The sequence below is a fragment of the Bifidobacterium primatium genome (assembly GCF_002802875.1).
Classification (GTDB): Bacteria; Actinomycetota; Actinomycetes; order Actinomycetales; family Bifidobacteriaceae; genus Galliscardovia; species Galliscardovia primatium.
In genome coordinates, this window is sequence record NZ_PEBI01000001.1 from 343,183 (window position 1) to 361,976 (window position 18,794).

General features: G+C 62.7%; 15 protein-coding genes and 1 pseudogene. 8 read left to right on the forward strand and 8 right to left on the reverse strand.

Translation table 11 applies throughout. The features are described from left to right. Positions 1–99 precede the first annotated feature (99 nt). Both CS006_RS01310 and CS006_RS01315 read right to left on the reverse strand, forming a co-directional pair. Complete coding sequence (locus CS006_RS01310; protein ID WP_100509988.1) at positions 100–891, reverse strand: ABC transporter permease; 792 nt, start codon at positions 889–891, stop codon at positions 100–102. Positions 892–1,077: 186 nt separating this feature from the next. Next, positions 1,078–1,869, reverse strand: coding sequence for an ABC transporter ATP-binding protein (locus CS006_RS01315; protein WP_100509989.1), 792 nt, complete (start codon positions 1,867–1,869; stop codon positions 1,078–1,080). 130 nt (positions 1,870–1,999) lie between these two features. Between CS006_RS01315 and CS006_RS01320 the strand changes: the two genes are divergently transcribed. Together CS006_RS01320 and CS006_RS01325 are read left to right on the forward strand one after the other, a co-directional pair. After that, positions 2,000–2,770, forward strand: a complete 771-nt coding sequence (locus CS006_RS01320) for a response regulator transcription factor (RefSeq protein ID WP_207759979.1) — start codon at positions 2,000–2,002, stop codon at positions 2,768–2,770. A 37-nt stretch (positions 2,771–2,807) separates the two neighbouring features. Beyond that, positions 2,808–3,845: a sensor histidine kinase gene (locus CS006_RS01325; RefSeq protein WP_165777172.1), complete on the forward strand. Its 1,038-nt coding sequence runs from the start codon at positions 2,808–2,810 to the stop codon at positions 3,843–3,845. Positions 3,846–3,996: 151 nt separating this feature from the next. On the opposite strand, the gene CS006_RS01330 is transcribed toward CS006_RS01325, so the two are convergent. Further along, a complete protein-coding gene (locus CS006_RS01330) occupies positions 3,997–4,620 on the reverse strand; it encodes an endonuclease III domain-containing protein (protein WP_100509991.1) in 624 nt (207 codons plus the stop codon). A 130-nt stretch (positions 4,621–4,750) separates the two neighbouring features. Further along, positions 4,751–5,308 (reverse strand): PadR family transcriptional regulator, encoded by a 558-nt coding sequence (locus CS006_RS01335; RefSeq protein WP_100509992.1) that lies wholly within the window; start codon positions 5,306–5,308, stop codon positions 4,751–4,753. Between the two features lie 205 nt (positions 5,309–5,513). On the opposite strand from CS006_RS01335, the pseudogene CS006_RS01340 reads away from it, so the two are divergent. From CS006_RS01340 to CS006_RS01355, 4 genes and pseudogenes are all read left to right on the forward strand, one after another. Beyond that, positions 5,514–6,146, forward strand: a pseudogene (locus CS006_RS01340) (NADPH-dependent F420 reductase); the annotation flags it as partial. 241 nt (positions 6,147–6,387) lie between these two features. Then, positions 6,388–7,758, forward strand: a complete 1,371-nt coding sequence (locus CS006_RS01345; protein ID WP_100509994.1) for an NADH:flavin oxidoreductase/NADH oxidase family protein — start codon at positions 6,388–6,390, stop codon at positions 7,756–7,758. Between the two features lie 24 nt (positions 7,759–7,782). After that, complete coding sequence (locus tag CS006_RS01350; protein WP_100509995.1) at positions 7,783–8,544, forward strand: SDR family NAD(P)-dependent oxidoreductase; 762 nt, start codon at positions 7,783–7,785, stop codon at positions 8,542–8,544. A 51-nt stretch (positions 8,545–8,595) separates the two neighbouring features. Further along, on the forward strand, positions 8,596–8,964 hold the full coding sequence (locus CS006_RS01355) for an ArsR/SmtB family transcription factor (RefSeq protein WP_243386582.1): 369 nt from the start codon (positions 8,596–8,598) through the stop codon (positions 8,962–8,964). A gap of 57 nt (positions 8,965–9,021) precedes the next feature. Here the strand turns inward: CS006_RS01355 and CS006_RS01360 are convergent, their stop codons facing one another. The 4 genes from CS006_RS01360 to CS006_RS01375 all read right to left on the reverse strand — a co-directional run bounded on the left by CS006_RS01360 (position 9,022) and on the right by CS006_RS01375 (position 13,910). Further along, the gene (locus tag CS006_RS01360; RefSeq protein WP_243386584.1) at positions 9,022–9,783 is read right to left on the reverse strand and encodes a hypothetical protein; all 762 of its coding nucleotides are present in this window, start codon (positions 9,781–9,783) and stop codon (positions 9,022–9,024) included. A gap of 265 nt (positions 9,784–10,048) precedes the next feature. After that, the gene (locus CS006_RS01365) at positions 10,049–12,670 is read right to left on the reverse strand and encodes an excinuclease ABC subunit UvrA (protein ID WP_165777173.1); all 2,622 of its coding nucleotides are present in this window, start codon (positions 12,668–12,670) and stop codon (positions 10,049–10,051) included. 116 nt (positions 12,671–12,786) lie between these two features. Continuing rightward, positions 12,787–13,098, reverse strand: a complete 312-nt coding sequence (locus tag CS006_RS11075) for a hypothetical protein (protein ID WP_423734817.1) — start codon at positions 13,096–13,098, stop codon at positions 12,787–12,789. Between the two features lie 293 nt (positions 13,099–13,391). Continuing rightward, entirely contained in the window at positions 13,392–13,910 is a 519-nt protein-coding gene (locus CS006_RS01375) for a helix-turn-helix transcriptional regulator (RefSeq protein WP_100509997.1), read from the reverse strand. Between the two features lie 163 nt (positions 13,911–14,073). Between CS006_RS01375 and CS006_RS01380 the strand changes: the two genes are divergently transcribed. Further along, positions 14,074–17,169: a type I restriction endonuclease gene (locus CS006_RS01380; protein ID WP_165777174.1), complete on the forward strand. Its 3,096-nt coding sequence runs from the start codon at positions 14,074–14,076 to the stop codon at positions 17,167–17,169. Beyond that, positions 17,166–18,794: an HsdM family class I SAM-dependent methyltransferase gene (locus CS006_RS01385; protein WP_100509999.1), complete on the forward strand. Its 1,629-nt coding sequence runs from the start codon at positions 17,166–17,168 to the stop codon at positions 18,792–18,794. The genes CS006_RS01380 and CS006_RS01385 overlap by 4 nt, the downstream gene beginning before the upstream one ends.

An 18,794-nucleotide genomic window follows, 5' to 3' on the forward strand; every position in this document is an offset into this window, starting at 1 on the left:
GAAATCCGTGATTCAGGGTGCGTTATGGTCGTTTTCGAGTCAAAAAAACGACCAAAAGGCACCATCAATAGCGGAAATCGACTGTTTCGGGACCGGCTCTCACCGTTCGGCGGGCGGCCTGTACTGGTCGTCGGCCGTGAAGCAGGTGCGATAGACCATCGCCATGATGAGGCTGTCGGCCACGAGCGTGAGCGCAGCGATGGCGGCGAACACGACGAACTGGTATTTCGCCGCGTTGATGGGGTCGCCGCCGGCTATGACCTGGCCGGCCATCATGCCCGGAATCGTCACGATGCCGCAGGACGCCAGCGTGGCCGTCGTCGGCAGCAGCCCGAGCCGAATCGACGAGACGATCGACGGGCGGGCCGCCTCCCATGCGCTCGCGCCCAGCGCGAGCATCGTGTCGATCTCATCGCGCCGCTCGTCCATGCTTTCGTAGAAACGACTCAATCCGACGGCCAATGCGGAGACCGTGTTGCCGAGCAGCATGCCCGTGAGCGGCACCACCAGCTGCGGCGCATACCACGGGTGCGGCCGGACCACCAGCTCCGTGACCAGCGCGATCATGAGCAGCATGGTGATGGTCAGGCTCAGCAGCACCGGACCGGCCAGGCCCTTCGGCACGCCCTTGGCGCGCGACAGCGTGATCTGCACGGCCGCCACCAGCATCACGGCGATCACCGCGAACACGAGCCACATGTTGTTCGCGCGGATCACATACCCCACGACGAAGCCCATCGCACAGAGTTGGAGCAGTGCACGGCAGGCCGACCACAGCAGCGTCTTGCCGATGTTGATGCGCATGAGTTCGCTGATGCCGGCCGCAACGGCCACCATCGTCAGGGCGACGACGAGGCCCCAGATGTCTATATTGTACGAATTGCCGGTCATTTGGACTCCTTGCTGAGATGGACTCCCCTCAGTCGGCAAAGCCGACAGCTCCCCTCGGCCACGAGGGGAGCCAGAAAGAGACGATCACCAATCATGCGGCCTCCCTACCAAGACGAACTCCCCTCAGTCGGCAAAGCCGACAGCTCCCCTCAGCCGCGAGGGGAGCCAGAGAAAGACGATCACCAATCATGCGGCCTCCTTGACGGAATCTTCGGCGGAGCCGCCGTCCCCGTGGGCGACGCGCATGGTCAGGCGGCCATCGGCGAGCGTGGCGATGCGATGCGCCCGGCCGTCCGGCGGCCGATGACGTATGCGCACAATCGCCATGCCGTCGGCCGCGGCGTGCACCATAATCGACGCGACCTTCTCCGCGTTGTCGTCGTCAAGGCCGGCGTCCACCTCGTCGGCGAGCAGCACCTTCGGATTCGTCAGCAGCGTCCGCGCCAGCGAGACGCGCGCCGCCTGCCCGCCCGACAGATCATGCGGCGGCCTCATCAGGTCGATGTCCTCACAGCCCATCGCATCCAACGTCTTGCGGATGCGCGCATCCGGCAACGCCTCTCGCGCACGAGCGTCATTGGAACGGAATAGCCTCGACAGTCCCCGCGTCCCGTTCGATGTCCCATCCCCATCGCCGCGCACCGCAAGCGTCCACGGCAGCCGAATCGCATCGGCGACGGTATAGCCCGGCAGAATCGGCTTCTGCGGCAGATATGCCACCATGCGCCGCCACTGCTGCGGCGTGAACTCACTCGAATCACGTCCTGCCAATGCGAGCGTTCCCGATGCATGGGAATTCAATCTGGCGAATGCGGTGAGCAGACTGCTTTTGCCCGAACCGGACGGTCCTATCAAGTCGACGATCTCACCGCCGTCGACGACGAAATCAATGTCACGAAAGATCTCACGGTCCCCATCCGGGGACGGCACGACGCACGACATCCCGGCCGCGTCGAACGTGAACGATTCCACTCCCATAATTGCGTACGTTACCGTCGGGCCGCAGCCACGACAATACCCAGCGTTTCTTAGCGGTTTCTTAGGCATACGGCGGTCTGATATAACCGGATGTAAGGCAGTTCCGACGCATGATGACGGAGGAAGCGGAATGATTGAAGAGACGACCCGTACCATGATGCCGGAGAATGACGCGACCGGCAGCGCACCGGCCACGCGCACGCTCGCCGTTCCCGAACGCATGGACCCGGAACGGCTGCTGCTTCCCGCGCTGCTGCTCATCGAGGACGACCCGAACCTCGGCTCGATGACCGGCGAAATGCTCGGCGACCATTATCGCGTGGACTGGGCGCAGACCGCATCCGACGCGCGAGACCTATTGAAATCCAACCGTTATGATGCGCTCATCGTCGACCGTCGCCTGCCCGACGGCGACGGCCTCGATCTCATCCGAACCTTGCGCGGCGGCGGCATCACCACGCCCGCGCTGGTGCTGACCGCGCTCGCCGACGTGGACGACATCGTCGAAGGCCTTGACTCTGGCGCCAACGATTATCTGACCAAGCCGTTCCATTTCGTCGAACTCGAAGCTCGGCTTCGCGCATTGCTGCGTGGATTCCATGCGCAGGCCGCGGCCGTCATGATCGGCGACTGGCTGCTCAAGCCCGACGCCGACGTCATCGAGGACCCGGACGGGCGGACCATCTCGCTCACCGACGCCGAGGCGAGGCTCCTCGCCGAGCTCGCCTCCTCGCCCGACCACGTCTTCAGCCGCGACGAACTGCTGTGCAGCGTGTTCTCCGGCGGCAGCGACCCCGGAACCGTGGATGTCTACGTGTCGTATATACGCGGCAAAACCACGAAGACCATCATCGAGACCGTGCGCGGCCGCGGATACCGCATCGGCGACCCGCAGGACTGATTCGAAGATCCAGGAAGATTCGGAAGGAAGACCGACGATGCACAATGATTCCCATTCCGGCGAATCCCCCGATTCCGTCATTTCCGCCACGGCGAACAGCGGCGGTTCCGGCAACGTGGCCGGGCTTATCAGCCGGCGCATGACCATTGCCATGGCCATAATCACCGTGGCCGGCGGACTCATATTCGTGCTTGGCGTGCTGTTCGGTTCGCGCCACGAATTCGCCGAACGCGGCCTCAACCCCAGCGCCATGTCGGTCGCCAAGGAATTCGGCTCGGGCATGATGGTCATCGACACGCGCAAGGCCGTTGCGCTCACCGTGCTGTTCGTGGCCTGCGTGGTCGCCGCCGTGGCGATCGTCGGCCACTATTACTCCCGCAAGGAGGTCGCGCCGCTGGAGCATGCGTTCGAGCTGCAGAAGGACTTCGTGGCCGACGCCAGCCACGAATTGAAGACGCCGCTCGCGGTGATCTCCACGCGCATCGACCTCATCGATTTCCGACGTCAGCGAGACCAGTCCATCGACGACGCGCTCGACGACCTGCGCGGCGACGTCGACCGCATGAACGCCATCGTCACCGATCTGCTGGTCGCTGCACGCGGCGCCGTGCATACGGAACCGGTGGCATTGGACGGGGTCATCGACCAGTCCGTCGCCGCCGTGCGCCCGCTCGCCGACAAACGCGGCGTGCACGTCGAGACCCGCATCGACGGAGATCCCGCACACTTCATCGTGCAGGGCAGCGCAGTCGGTCTCTCGCGCTGCGTGGTCGCCGTGCTCGACAACGCCATAGCCCATGCGCCGCGTGATTCCGCGGTGACGGTCGCACTCGGATATCGGCATCATCGCGACGTCGCCATCCGCGTGACCGACCGCGGCCCCGGCATCGGCGACAATCCCGAACGCCTGTTCCGACGGTTCGCGCGCGACGACGACGGCACCGCGCATCAGGGCTACGGTCTGGGACTGGCGCTTGCCCGCGACGTGGCCTCGCGATACGGCGGCACGCTTGACGTGGAATCCACGTCCGATGACGGCACCACCATGCGGCTTACGCTGCCGCTGACACGCTGAATCCGGCTTCGTTTCTGTCCTTTTAGGGTGCCTTTCGGTCGTTTTTCGACTCGAAAATGACCGAAAAGCACCGTAATGTCACGGAAATCGTGCTCGGCCTGCACTTCCCCACCGACGTGCTCGTCTCAGCGCTGGTCTGCCCGCTGATCTCCTACACGCTGTGGCGTATCTTCCACGACGCCAGGAACGATTCGGCCTTGGCGTCGTCGTCGCGGTAGGCCTTGCCGAATTCGTCGATCAGCCCATGGAACTCCTTGAGTTCGGCGACGTCCAATGACGTGGCGAGCACCGGCGGTTCAATGGCGGCATGGAACCGGGGATACCCCGCCGGCACGGTGAAACCGAGGAATTCCAACAGTCGTCGCGCATAGGTGTCGGCCACGAACGCACGCCTGTCGAACACGTAAAGCCTGAGGTCGTCGGCGGTCTCCCCGCCGATGCCGAACAGCGCCAGCAGCTCCCCGCGAAGCTCGGCGTCGGGGATGCCCGACGCCCCTTCGGGCGAGCCACCACAACGGTCGATGTACCAGCGGCTGAGCTCCCGCAACGTCCGGGACTTGTTCCGGTAGAATCCCGACGGACGGATGAGTCGCTGCAACATCGCATCATCCATGCCGGCGACCACGTACGGGTCGAGGGCGTCGGCATCCCGAAGCGCCGCAAGAGACCGGGCTGCGTTGCCCCATGCCGCGTTCTGGGTAAGCACCGCCCCGGTCATGATCTCGTACGGCCCGTCGGCGGGCCACCAGCCGGTCGGCCCCATCTCGCGCAGCATCACGTGAAACAGTTCCGTCAGATATTCCGGCGACGGCAATGCATACCGGCGGCGACCATGACGTCCGGGCCCGGCCGACGGTTGCGTCGCATGTCGCGCCGCCCGTCCGGACGTCCATTCCGTCGTACGTTCAGGCATCCGTGCCATGGTCCGACGAATCGTCCGTCATGTCGAGTTCCTCGCGCAGCCATGCGAGTTCGGAGGCGATCTCGGCGTCGTGCACACGGATGATGCCGCGTCGGTACGGGTCGTCGATCTGGTCGATCGACAGCGGGTTGCCGGCGTCGCAGTAGAAGAAGTGCACGTCCTGTCGGCTCAGCAGGTCGTATCGTCGCCGCAGCACGGCGTCACGGTCGTTTTTGTCGGGGACGACGGAAAGGAACGTCAATACGATCGTCCATTTGGTGATGTCGGTGATATAGAAGCCGTCGGCGTTCCTTAATTCGTCGATCAGGCGCGCGCGGCCGGCGTCGAGCAGCGTGAATACGCGGCGCTGACGGCCGTCGCGCGGCTCGGACCGTTCGGAAATCAGCCCGGCCTTGACCAACCGCGACGTTGCGGGATAGATGGCGCCGTCGCTGAACTTGCGGGCGAAGCCCTGCAGCTGCTCCATTTTCTTGCGCAGCTCGTAGCCGCACATGCATCGCTCGGACAAAAAGCCGAGAATCATCATCTCTATTACGCTCATGACCCCAGTATACCTCGTTTCGACACGCCGCGTTTAGACATATCTCGATTCGATGTATATAGTGATGACCAACGCAACGAAATACCTCGAAAAGAGGTATGTCGATGCGAGATAAAACGTCAGGACGAACGAACAGGACGTTGCGACAACGAGCACCGTCGGAACGTCCGGAAAAACAACCGGCGGCGAACGCCGTCGGACCGACCGAAAGGAACCCATCATGACGAACATCACCATCTTCGGCGCAGGCAACATCGGATCCGCCGTGGCCGGCATCGCCAAGAAGGCCGGCGCCAACGTGCAGGTCATCGACCGCAACCCCGACAAGGCCGCCGCAGCCGCCGAAGGCGTCGCCGGCGCGAAGTTCGGCGAGGCCATCACCGGCGACATCGTCGTGCTCGCCCTGCCGTTCCCCGCCTACGACGAGGCGATCGCCGCCTACGCCGACCAGCTGGCCGGCAAGACCGTGGTCGACGTGGCCAACCCCATCGACTTCACCACCTTCGACCTCGCTCTGCCGGAAGGCGCCACGTCCGCCGCCGAATGGCTGGCCGGCAAGCTGCCGCAGTCCACGGTCGTCAAGGGCTTCAACACCACGTTCGCCGCCACGCTGGCCACCGGCGTCAACGACGGCGAGCCGACCGTCGTGCAGCTGGCCGCCGACGACGAGGATGCCAAGAAGTCCGTCGCCGCATTCATCGAGGCCGCAGGACTGAAGACCGTGGACGCCGGCCCGCTCAAGCGCGCCCAGTACCTCGAGGGCTACGGCGCCCTGCAGATCGTCCTCGGCGTGACCGAGCAGACCCCGTGGACCGGCGGCTTCAAGGTCGTGAAGTAAGCGGACGGACTCCAGACGGACCGCCCCCTAATCCCCGGTGCAAACCGCACCCAAAACCCCGTTCCCCGCGATTCATGGTGCCTTTCAGTCGTTTTTCGGCTGATTTTCGACCAAAAAGCACCACGAATCGGCCGGAACGGGGTTTTCCGCCATGAGCGTTGCGCTCCAGCTGGCATATGCTAGTGTTTAAATGTCGAAACGTTTAGACGTTTAGATATATAGCGTATGGAAGGAGAGCACAATGACAGGAAAGATCACCACGGCGAACACCCGCATTCCGGCCAGCACCGGCATCCCGGCCAACGCTGACGTCACACAACGCCCGCTCGTAGCCGAGCCACTGACGCTGCCGTGCGGAGTGACGGTGAAGAACCGCTTCTACAAGTCGGCCATGAACGAGGCGCTCGCCGACCGCGACTGCGCGCCGACCGAAAAGCATGTGCGGCTATACCGGCGCTGGGCGGCCGGCGGCGCGGGCGTGCTCGTCACCGGCAACGTAATGGTCGACCGCACGCAGCTCGGCGAGCCCGGCAACGTGGCCGTCGAGGACGAACGCGACCTCGCCATGCTGCGCCGTTGGGCTGCGGCCGGCACCGAACACGGCGCGCACTGCTGGATGCAGATCAACCATCCCGGACGCCAGTCGCCCATCACCATCAACCGCAGTCCGGTCGCGCCGAGCGCCGGACGACTCGAAGGCGACTACGGCCGGTTCTTCGCCAATCCGCGTGAACTGACCAGACCACAGATTCACGACATCATCCGCCGGTTCGCCACCACGGCGGGCATCGCCAAGAAGGCCGGGTTCACCGGCGTGGAGATCCACGCGGCCCACGGCTATCTCATCAATCAGTTTTTGTCGCCGCTCGACAACCATCGCACCGACGAATACGGCGGCAGCCTCGAGAACCGGGCCCGCTTCCTGTTCGAGATCGTCGACGCCGTACGCGCCGAAGTCGGCCCCGGCTTCCCCGTCGCCGTGAAAATCAACTCCAGCGACGTGCCCACAGCCGTCAAGGTGCCGCGTTCCGCCGATGAAGCCGACGAGAAGACTCCCGGCGGCTTCGACGAAAACGAGTCCATCTGGGTCATCAAGCGGCTTTCGGCCATGGGCGTCGACCTCATCGACATCTCCGGCGGCACGTTGGAAAAGCCCGTCATCCAGACGAATTCCGGTGCCAAGGAGGACGAGGCGCGCGGCGTCTACTTCACCGACTTCGCCGAACGCATCGCCGGTACGATCGATACGCCGATTGCCCTGACCGGCGGCTTCCGCAACGCAGTCGGCATGGAGAAGGCGTTGTCAAGCGGTGTAACGCAGATGATCGGCATCGCCCGTCCGCTTGTCGTCAAGCCGAATCTGCCGAATCTCATCATGAACGCGAAATGGCAGGGCACGGTCCGTCTGCCATGGATCACCACCGGTCTCAAGGCGCTCGACAAAGCATTCGGCGGCATTCTCGTCATCAGCTGGTTCGAGTTGCAGATGAACCGCATCGGCCGCGGCAAATCGCCGGATCCGCGCATCGGCGGATTACGCGCGCTGCTGTTCGCCATCCGACAGCATGGCATCGGCGCCCTCGCTCCCCGCCGCCGCAAAGGCCATCAGTGAATACGAGGAACGGAAGGAAATGCCATGTCCATCGCCATCATCACCGGAGCCAGCTCGGGGCTCGGACGTCGATACGTCGATGCGGTAATCGCCGAATGCCCGGAGGTCGATGAAATCTGGATCATCGCCCGCAATGCCGGGCGACTCGCCAAGGTCGCCGCCGAATACCGGCATCCGCGCATCGTGTCGATGCCGCTTGACCTCGCCGACCCCCGAAGCCATACCCTGCTCGCGAACCGGCTGGAGGAACGACGGCCGGTCGTCCGCATCCTCGTCAACGATGCCGGCACCGTGCTCGGCGGCGAATTCGCAGGACAGGATTCGCGACGTATCATGCAGATGCTGAGGCTCAACGTCATCGGCATCACGATGATGACGCGCGTATGCCTGCCGTACATGCGGCGTGGATCGATGATCCTGCAGGTCGGTTCCGTGTCCGGATTCGCGCCGAGCCCGAACCTCTCCGCCTACAGTGCCAGCAAAGCCTACATACGCACGTTCTCCATCACGCTGCGTCAGGAACTGCGATCGCAGGAAGTCCACGTCACCGCCGTGCAGCCCGGGCGCATGAATACGGCAATGAACAGGGGGAGGAACGGTTCGGGACTCGATGGCGGCCGGCTCGGCTGGATCCCACAGCTCGACATGGACCGGTTGGCCCGAAATTCGATTCGCGCGGCGAAACGCAACCGCGCCACCTATACGATGGGAGCATTCAACAAGGCACTCGCCGTATTGACGAAAACCATGCCGATAAGCCTGTTCGTACGGTTTTCCGCGATGTGACCATGACGGTTCGCCGGTACAATGACATTCCGAACGGAAACGAGGTGGATGATGGCGGATACAACATGTGACGGACCGATTCGCAGTCTGGAGATTCTCAACGAATGCATTCCGCTGTTCGAGACGCTCAAGGACCCGAACCGGCAGCGGCTGCTTGTGCAGCTGGTGTGCGACGGCCCGCAGACGGTGGGCGAGTTGTGCGAATCCTCGACGCTGTCGCGCACGGCGGTCTCGCATCATATCAAGCTGCTTGAGCAGGCCGGATTCATCGACATTACCAAGGAGGCCACGCGCCGCATCTGCACGGCCCGCGCCGACCGTTGGATGCCGTTGCTCGACGAGCTCGCGGCCGCGCTCAAGGCCGACCTCGCCGCCGCCGAAGCGGAGCAGTCAGTGCAGGCCAAGCAGGCGGCGCAATAACGACACGGTCTCGGTCCGCGTTCCCGGCACGCAGCCATCCCGCACACGCCGCCGCAGTCACTCCCCCATGGCGGCGGCCATGTCCTCCCAGTCAAGTCCGGTGTCCTTGGCCCGCCCGTAGAAGAAGCGGATGAGACCGGGGAAATCCGGATGGTAGTCGAGCCGTTTGAATTCACGAATCAGCCCCCTGCGCACGTCGGGCGTATTGGGGTACCGGGTCTCGTAGACCGGCAGTCCGCATGGCCGCCATGCGCCGTCGACCTTGGCGATGCGGTTGACGATCATACCGCCGTGCGCGCCATCATATTTCGCCGCGACCGGCGGACACCACACGCTGTATTCGCCGCCGCGGATGAGGTCCTCCAGCACGATGCGGCCCTTCGCCGCGTTGGAATCGTGAATCCAGAACATCGTGGCGAAATTCGTTTCGGCGATCTGCCGCATATCGGCCAATTGGTCGTCGTTGATTCGCCCGCAGTCGTGGAGCCGTTCGCCGGCGACGCGGAACGGCGAGCGCCCGTCTCCGTCGGGACCGACCCGGTATCGCGGGAATCCTTCGTCGTCCTCGTCGTCCTCCGAGCTGGCGTCGACCGTGCATTCGTAGGAGAACCAGTCGCAGAACGACCATTCGATCAGCCGCAGCAGCTGGTCGGGATGCCGTTTGAACGGATTGAGGTTCACTTCATGGTAGAACCGGCGTCTCGCGGCCGTATATCCGTCCGGGTCGCATTCGCGGAACAGGTCGGCGATGTCGCCGGTATCGAGCATGGCCGCGCCCCGTGGTTCGTTCTCATCGTCGAGTATCGCTTGCTTCATCATCGCTCCCATCGTTGGCGGAATGTTGGAACATCAATGATTCCAACGTTTCTGCGGCTCCCTTCGACCGCAGGTGGTGACCACTGTAAGACGGCGCGGAACGGCCGGCAAACGCCTTCGACGGGAATGTGGATAAGTCGGATAATTCGATGATTGAAACGGAAAATGTGGATGATTCGGCCGCCTATCCGCCGATGTGGATAATTTCTGCGGGGGCCGGCGGAATCGCCGCCGGCCCCATGACATCCCGATTGCGACGATGCCGACACTACAGATACCGGCCGGTGACGCTTGCAGCGTCGGCGGCGATATCGGCCGGCGAACCGGCGGCGACGATGCGGCCGCCGTTCTCGCCGCCGCCCGGCCCCATGTCGATGATGTGGTCGGCGTTGGCGATGACGTCCAGGTCGTGTTCGATGACGACGACCGTGGCGCCGGCGGCGACCAGTCGGTCGAAGACGCCGAGCAGCACGCGCACGTCGAGCGGATGCAGGCCGATGGTCGGCTCGTCGAACACGAACACGGCGTCGGATTGCGCACGCCCCATTTCGCTGGCGAGTTTGAGGCGCTGCGCCTCGCCGCCCGACAGGGCCGGCGTCGGCTCGCCGAGCGTGAGATACCCGAGTCCCAGATCGTGCAGGGTCTCCAGCCGCGCATGGACCTTGCGCAAATCGGCGGTGGCATCCAACGCCTCGTCCACGCTCATGGCCATGAGCTGCGGCAACGTCAGCGGATGCAACGCCGCAGCGGCGTCGCCTTTCCTCGGTTTCGGCACGCGATGGATGCGGCTCGCCTCGGGCGCGTATCTCGTGCCGCGGCAGTCGGGGCATTCGATGTCCACGTCGGGCAGGAACTGCACGTCCAACGAAATCGATCCGGTGCCGTCGCAGGTCGGGCAGCGCAGCCGGCCGGTATTGTAGGAGAAGTCCCCCGCCTTGTATCCGGCGGCCTTCGCCTCCTCGCCGCGCGCGAACGCCCGACGCAGCTCGTCATGGATGCCGGCGTACGTGGCGACGGTCGACCGCACGTTCGCGCCGATCGGCGTGGCGTCGATGAGGTTCACGCGGGCGATGCCGGTGACGTCAGCGGCATCCCCGTCACCGCCGGAGGCAGTGTCATTGACGTCGCCGCTGCCTTCAACGCTCAGCGCACGCACGTGTTCCGGCAACGGCTCGCCTGCGGCACGCGCCTTCAACGCCGGAATCAGCGATTCCAGCACCATCGTCGTCTTGCCGGAACCGGAGACGCCGGTCACGACGGTGAGCCGGCCGCGCGGGATATCCACGTTCAGTGGCCTGACCGTATGCAACGGGCCGGTCTCCATATGGATACGGCCGTTCGCGAACATACCGTCCGGGGCGACGACGTCGCGCACGCGGGCGGCGCGTTCCTCCGTCAAAAACGGTGCGATTCGGCTTTCCGAAGCCTGCGCGACCTCGCCCACCGTGCCCTGCGCAATCACATGGCCGCCGTCGGCGCCGGCGACGGGACCCATCTCCACCAGATGATCGGCGGCCTTCAGAACCCGCACGTCGTGATCGACGACGACCACGGAATTGCCGTCTGCGACGAGGTCACGCATCACGCCGAGCAGACCGTCCACGTTCGCCGGATGCAGGCCGATCGACGGCTCGTCAAGCACATACAGCACGCCGGTCGTGCGGTTGCGCACGGCGCGGGCGAGCTGCACGCGCTGGCGTTCACCGGTCGATAGCGTGGCACCGGCGCGGTCAAGCGCAAGATATCCGAGACCAAGTTCAAGCAGCCGTTTCGCAACATCGAGGAACGATTCGCCGATGTTCCGCCCCATCCGCCGCATTTCCGGCGGCAGCATATCCGGCACGCCGCGCACCCATGCAACGGCGTCGTCAAGTGTCATCGCGGCGGCCTGTGCAAGGTTCATGTCGCCGATCCTCGGCGCTCGGGCGGCTTCAGACAGCCGGCTGCCACCGCAGTCGGTACACGGTCTCTCCACGAGGAATCGCGCCACGCGCTTCAGACCTTTCTCGTCCTTGGCCTTGGCGAGCGCGTTTTCCACCGTGTAGACGGCGTTGTAGTAGGTGAAGTCGAGTTCGGCGAAGTCGTCGGATTTCTTCGACCGGTACAGGATGTGCTTCTTGACGGCCGGACCGTTGAAGACGATGTCGCGTTCCTTGACGGTGAGCTGGTTGAACGGCACGTTCGTGCGTACGCCCATCGCGCCGCACACCTGCTTCATGAGGTCCCACATGAGCGAGCCCCATGGCAGCACGGCTCCGTCGTCGATGGATTTCGTCTCGTCGGGCACGAGCGCGGCGCGGTTGACCTCGCGCACGATGCCGGTTCCGGAGCAGGTGGGGCAGGCGCCGGCCGAGTTGAAGGCGAGGCTTTCCGCCCCGGGCCCGTGGAATTCCCTGCCGCAGCCGGCGCAGGTTATGGGCAGTTCGGCGGCCACGTTGAGACTCGGTCGGTTGCGGGCGCCGCAGTATGGGCAGACGTGCGAGCCGACGCGGGAGAACAGCAATCGCAGACTGTTGAGCAGCTCGGTCATGGTGCCGAACGTGGAGCGCACGCCGGGCACGCTCGGCCGCTGGTGCAGGGCGAGGGCGGCGGGTACGTGGCGCACGTCGTCCACCTGCGCGCGACCGGCCTGGGTGAGTCGGCGCCGCGTGTATGTGGAGAGGGCCTCCAGGTATCGTCGCGAGCCTTCGGCGTAGAGCACGCCCAATGCCAGCGATGATTTCCCCGATCCGGAGACGCCGGCCACGCCGACCAGCTCCCCCAGCGGAATGTCGATGCTTATGTTCTTGAGATTGTGCACGCGCGCGCCACGGACTTCGATGGCGCCGGGCCCGGATCGCCGCGGTCGCCGTGCGATCCGCCACCCGTCCCCGTTCCTGCCTTCAGTCATGCCTCCCATTGTAGGAACGGCGGGCGTCACGACAATTTCCTCGCGCAACTTGTCGCTTCGCACCCCGAAAACCGACGATTTGCGCGAGGAAACCGCAAAAATCGCCTATTCGCCTATTATACAGTGGCCGCATAGACCTCGTACGAGGCGTATTGCGGCAGGTCGTATCTGGTGATGGAGAACGGCTTCGACGCGCCTTCGGCGGGCTTGTCGACGTATTCATGATCGCCGTAGATGATACGCCCCTTGGCGTCGCGCAATACGACCGTGACGATGACGTCGCGCCGCTGTTTGCACCACAGTTCGCTGACGCCGGCGAGGCGGAGCAGCCGTTGGGTCTCCCGCAGGTCGCAGCCGAGTCCGAAGGCGAGCTTGATGGCGTGGTCGCGCCCCGGCCGTCTTTTGCCGGCGAAGACGTCGTACACCACGGTGGCGATGATGGTCGTGACCGTCGTGTCGATATCGCCGAATGTGAACGGAGAACTTGATGTCAGGTATTTAACATAATGCTAATTTGATTACATTTTCACATTGCATTAGATTGGATTTGATATTCAGCAGCAACGCCTTTGGCAGCACGCCACCGGCGATGACGTCAACGCCAAGAGGGGTATACGCATGAGCGAACGATTGAAGATCGCCATAGCGGTCGGTTCGACGGTCGCCGTCGCCGGACTCACCGCCTCGTTGATCACGATGCTGCTGTCGCGAAGGATGACGGCTAGCGACCGGATTTGCCGTCGGGGAGCATAAGGAACGCAAGTGCGCCGGCGGCGGCACCACTGGCGAGCGCGCCGGTGATGGCCGCGAGTATCTGCATGGCGGCGCCGGTCATCGGCCGGCCCGATTCGCCTCTGCCGCCATCATCGGCGGCACCGCGTTTGCCGCCGCGCTTTGCCCCGACAGTCTTCGACGGTGCATCCGCATCCTCGGCGGCGTCATCGTCGGCGATGACGCCATCGGCGGTGTTCTGCATCGGATCGTCGACCAGCGTCTTGATGACGCGGGCGAGGTCGCGGTTCTCCCGCTTGGCGATCTCCGCGTTGAACACGGTTCGCAGCGCCAGATACTGCAGCTTGGTCATGGGGCTTCTGCCGGTCTCGAGATTGGAGACGGTCTGTCTGGCCACGCCCAGTTCGTCGGCGAGCTCCTGCGTGGTCCATCCTGCGACCTTGCGCACGATGGACAGGTTCTCCTGGAACTTGTCTATCCACCGTCGTTCGATTTCCGGCACGGCCATGACGCCCTCCTTTCGCGCTGCCACCATCATACGCAACGCGATGGCTCGCAAGACGCCCGCCATCGTCAAATCCCCCGACCGCGAAGCGTCCTCATTATCATGAATATCAACCGACTCGACGATGATGACACGCGACGATGACAGTCTCGGGAAAGAAGGAGTCATGCACGGTCCGGAAGACAAGTACGTGAAGGTTCCGGCATTGGTTCATGCCACACGTCTGGGATGGAAGTACCGTTCCATCAAGCACGACAGACCGGGCACGGATTACGACCCCGGTACGAACATCTTCTACGACCTGTTCGCAGAATCCATCCGCCGCATCAATCCCGACCGCGGCATAGATGACGACCGCGTCCGGTTCCTCATCCGCAAGATCGCGGCGATATTGAGCGGCGACGATTTGGGCCGTGCGTTCTTTGAAAATCTCCAGCATGGTTTGGACGGCTATCGCCTTATCGATTTCGATAATCCCGAACGCAATGATTTCACCGTCGTCACCGAATTGACGTATGCGCATGACGACGATAATTTCCGACCCGACATCGTGTTCCTCGTCAATGGCATGCCGTTGTGTTTCATGGAGGTCAAGCGGCCGAACAACCGTGACGGCATTCTCGCTGAGCGCAATCGCATGTTCAGCAGGTTCCGGCAGCCGTTCTTCAGGCGGTTCGCGAACATCACGCAGATCATGGCGTTCAGCAACAACCAGCCGTATGACGACGCCGACCGCGATCCGATTCAAGGCTCGTTCTACGCCACGAGTTCATATGAGACGTTGTGGATGAACCGGTTCCGCGAGGAACCGCAGTCCGCGAAGGCCCTCGCCGCCACTCTTGCTCCGCGAAACCCAGACGAGGAGAAACGCATCCTACAAGACAACAACGTCATTGCCCTGTTTGACACCCCGGCGTGGAATGACTCCCTTGACCCGGCGACTCCGGCGAACGGCATCATCACGTCGCTGTTCTCCCGCAATCGTCTGCTGTTCCTGCTGCAATACGGTCTGTGCTACAAAGAGTATGTCAAGGACGCGAACACCGAAGACGCCGACGGCGCTGCAACGGGGGAAGGCGTGCATGTCATCGAGAAGCACATCATGCGCTACCCGCAGTTCTTCGCCTCGCAGGCGGTGCGTCTCACGCTCGACGACGGCGTGAAGCAGGGCGTGATCTGGCATACGCAGGGCAGCGGCAAGACCGAGCTGGCGTTCCTGCTCACCCGGTATCTTCGCGACTATTATCAGCGGCGCAACCGTATTCTGCGCGCGTTCTTCATCGTGGACCGTCTCGATCTGGCGGATCAGGCGAGCGATGAGTTCTCGGCCCGTGGCGCGCAGGTGCTTCGTGCCGACTCACGCGACAGGTTCATTGACCTATTGCGCAATCCGTCGGAGTGGATGCCGAAGAAGGGCGACGGTTCCGGTTCGGCTACGGCCCAGATCGCCGTGGTGAATATTCAGAAGTTCCGTGACGACGCTTCCGCCATCCGGGCCGAATACGGGCTGGACGAGCAGCGGCTGTTCTTCATCGACGAGGCGCATCGCGAATACAAGCCGGGGAAGAGTTTCCTCGCCGCACTGGTCAATGCCGACCGCGATGCCGTGCGCATCGCATTGACCGGTACGCCGCTGATTCGTCAGAAGGGCGGGGCGGACACGAAGCAGGTGTTCGGCGACTACATTCATACGTATTTCTATGACCGGTCCATCATCGACGGCTACACGCTGCGTCTGCTGCGCGAGGACATCAAACCGCAGTTCCGCGTGAGAATGAAGAAGATCATGGACGCACTGCGGGAGATCGACGGTCTCACCGACCTCAACGCGGTGTTCGAGCATCCGCATTTCGTGGAGCCGCTGATCGAATACATCGTAGATGACCTCGTCAACTCGCGTATCGCCCTGGGGCGGGAGAACGAGAACATCGGCGCGATGATTGTGGCCCGCACCTCGCAGCAGGCGCGCAACATCTACGCGGAGCTGCAACGCTACGACCAGGACATCTCCTCCGCGCTGATATTGTTCGACGAGGGCAGCAAGGAGGACCGGCGGAAGCTCCAGCGGAAATTCAAACGCGGTGGCATCGATATTCTCGTGGTCTACAACATGCTGCTTACCGGATTCGATGCACCCCGCCTGAAGAAGATGTATCTGTGCCGCAAGCTCGACGCGCATAATCTGCTGCAGGCGCTCACCCGAGTGAACCGGCCATATAAGCATATGGACCATGGTTTCGTGGTCGATTTCGTGGACATTTCCAAGGAGTTCGACAAGACGAACCAGGATTATCTGGCCGAACTCAACAACGAGCTGGGCGACGACATGGCGACGTACAGCAGTCTGTTCGACGATCCGAAGGTCATCGAGGCCGATTTGGACGACATCAAGGACACGCTTTGGGAGTACAGCACGGACGACGACCACGCGTTCGCCAAGGAACTGGACGCCATCGAGGACGTGAACGTGCTTTACGCGATTCGCAAGGCGCTGAACCGGTACAAGGAGCTGCGCAACCTCGCCACGCTTTACGGCCATACCGAGCTTGAGGACCATTTCGACATCGCCCTGTTCGGCAAGCTGCTCAACGAGGTGAACCTGCGCATCGGCCGCATCAACCAGCAGAAGGCGCTGGCGCTTGGCCGGCTCTCCACCGGAAGCCTCAACATTCTGCTGGAGAACATGGAGTTCAGCTTCGAGAAGGAGGGCACCGAGGAGCTGAGCATGGCAGACCGGCTCAAGCAGGCCATCCGCACGACCGGCGGCTCGTTCCAAGGCAATGAGGACCCGGACGACCCACAGTATGTGAATCTGCTCGAAGAGCTGCGCAAGAAACTCCTTAAAGCCAACATGACGGAGATCACCACCGAGGAGACCGCCGACCTCGTCAACGAGATCAACGAGCTCAAACGGCGGTCCGACGAACTGAACCGACGCAACGACCTGCTGGAACGCAAGTACGACGGCGATGCGAAGTTCATGCGAATCCACAAGGCGATGATGCGAGACGAGCACCCCGTGACCGACAGCAGGGCCACACTGTTCAAAGCGCTTTCTGCCGCCAAGAAGGTCGTGGATGTCATGGTGGAGCATAACGCGGCGTCCCTCGACCAGCCGGCATCGTTCACTCGCAGTCTCGGCCCGAAGGTGCTGAACGCGTTCCGTGAAGCCGGCGTGCAATGCTCCATCAGTCAGGTCAAATCCACGGCCGGCAGGATTTACAATGAGTACTCCGACGAAAGGAAGAGGAACCTCGCATGAACACCGTGATTCTCAACGACACCCTCGCCATGATCGACAAGCTGAAGACCGTGTGCGCGAATTACGGCCTGGCCAACGACAGCAGCGAATACAAGATCATCACCGAGGCGTTCCTGTACAAGTATCTGAACGACCGGATGCTCTACGAGTTCACGAAACTGCCCGAGTTCGCCGACTGCGACGACACGGCGGCGATCGAGGAGCGCTTTCGCGGCCTCGATGACGCCGACAGGGATATGATCCAGCAGCTGGAACTGGGTACCGTAGCCTATGTACGCCCCGAATGGATGGTCTCCTCGTTGTTCAACAGGCAGAACACCGACGACTTCGCCCAACGATTCGACGAGGCACTGCTCGGCATAGCACAGGACAACGTCGAAGTGTATTCGGTGAAGGCCGGCAACGCAGCCATCACCCTGTTCCAAGGCGTCTCACGGTTCATCGTGGAGGAGAACAAGCGCAACGGATTCTGCGCGGCTCTCATCAACGCGCTTTCGGACTTCAGCTTCGCCGACGCGTTCTCGCAGGGCTACGACTTCTTCTCGCAGGTGTTCGAGTATCTCATCAAGGACTACAACAAGGATTCCGGCAGCTACGGCGAGTATTTCACGCCGCACGCCATCGCGAACATCATGGCGCGGATTCTTGCGCCCGATGGCGACAAGAACGTGACGGTGTATGATCCGGCGGCAGGTTCGGGCACATTGGTTCTGGCGTTGGCGCACCAGATCGGCGAAAACAACTGCACCACGTATACGCAGGACCGTTCGCAGAAGGCCAACGAGTTCATGCGATTGAACCTAATCCTGAATGGCTTGGTCGGATCGTTGGAGAACGTGGTGCACGACGATACGCTCGTCTCTCCCAGGCATCTGGCGGCCGACGGCAGGAGTCTGCAGCGGTTCGACTACATCGTGAGCAATCCGCCGTTCAAATGCGATTTCTCCGATACGCGCGACACATTGGCTTCGGAGAAGTATGCACAGCGGTTCTGGGCGGGCGTGCCGAAGGTGCCGGCCAAGACACCGGAGAAGATGGCCATCTATCTGATGTTCATCCAGCATATTCTCTATTCGTTGAAGCCGGGCGGCAAGGCGGCCATCGTAGTGCCGACCGGGTTTCTGACGGCGAAGAGCAAGATCGAGCTGGCCATTCGCACGAAGATGATCGAAAGCGGCATGTTACGTGGCGTGGTCTCCATGCCAAGCAACATCTTCGCCAACACCGGCACGAACGTGTCGATACTCTTTGTGGACTCCTCGAAGCGGTACGACCATGCGCTGCTTGTGGACGCCTCGAAGCTCGGCACCAAGGAGAAAGTGGGCAAGAACCAGCGCACGGTGCTTTCGGACGACGAGATCGAACGCATCATCTCGGTGTTCAACGGCATGGAGGAGCAGGATGATTTCTCCGTGCTGGCCGACTATACGGCCATTGCGGAGAAACGGTATTCGTTCAGCGCCGGACAGTATTTTGAGGTGAAGATCGAATACGAGAACATCACCCCTAAACAGTTCCAAGCCGAGATGGCCGAGCACACGGACAAGCTGCGCGACCTATGGGCCGAAGGCGAGCGCCTGCAGCACGAGATCGAAGAGCAGATGAAGGCGGTGCGCATTGCGTAA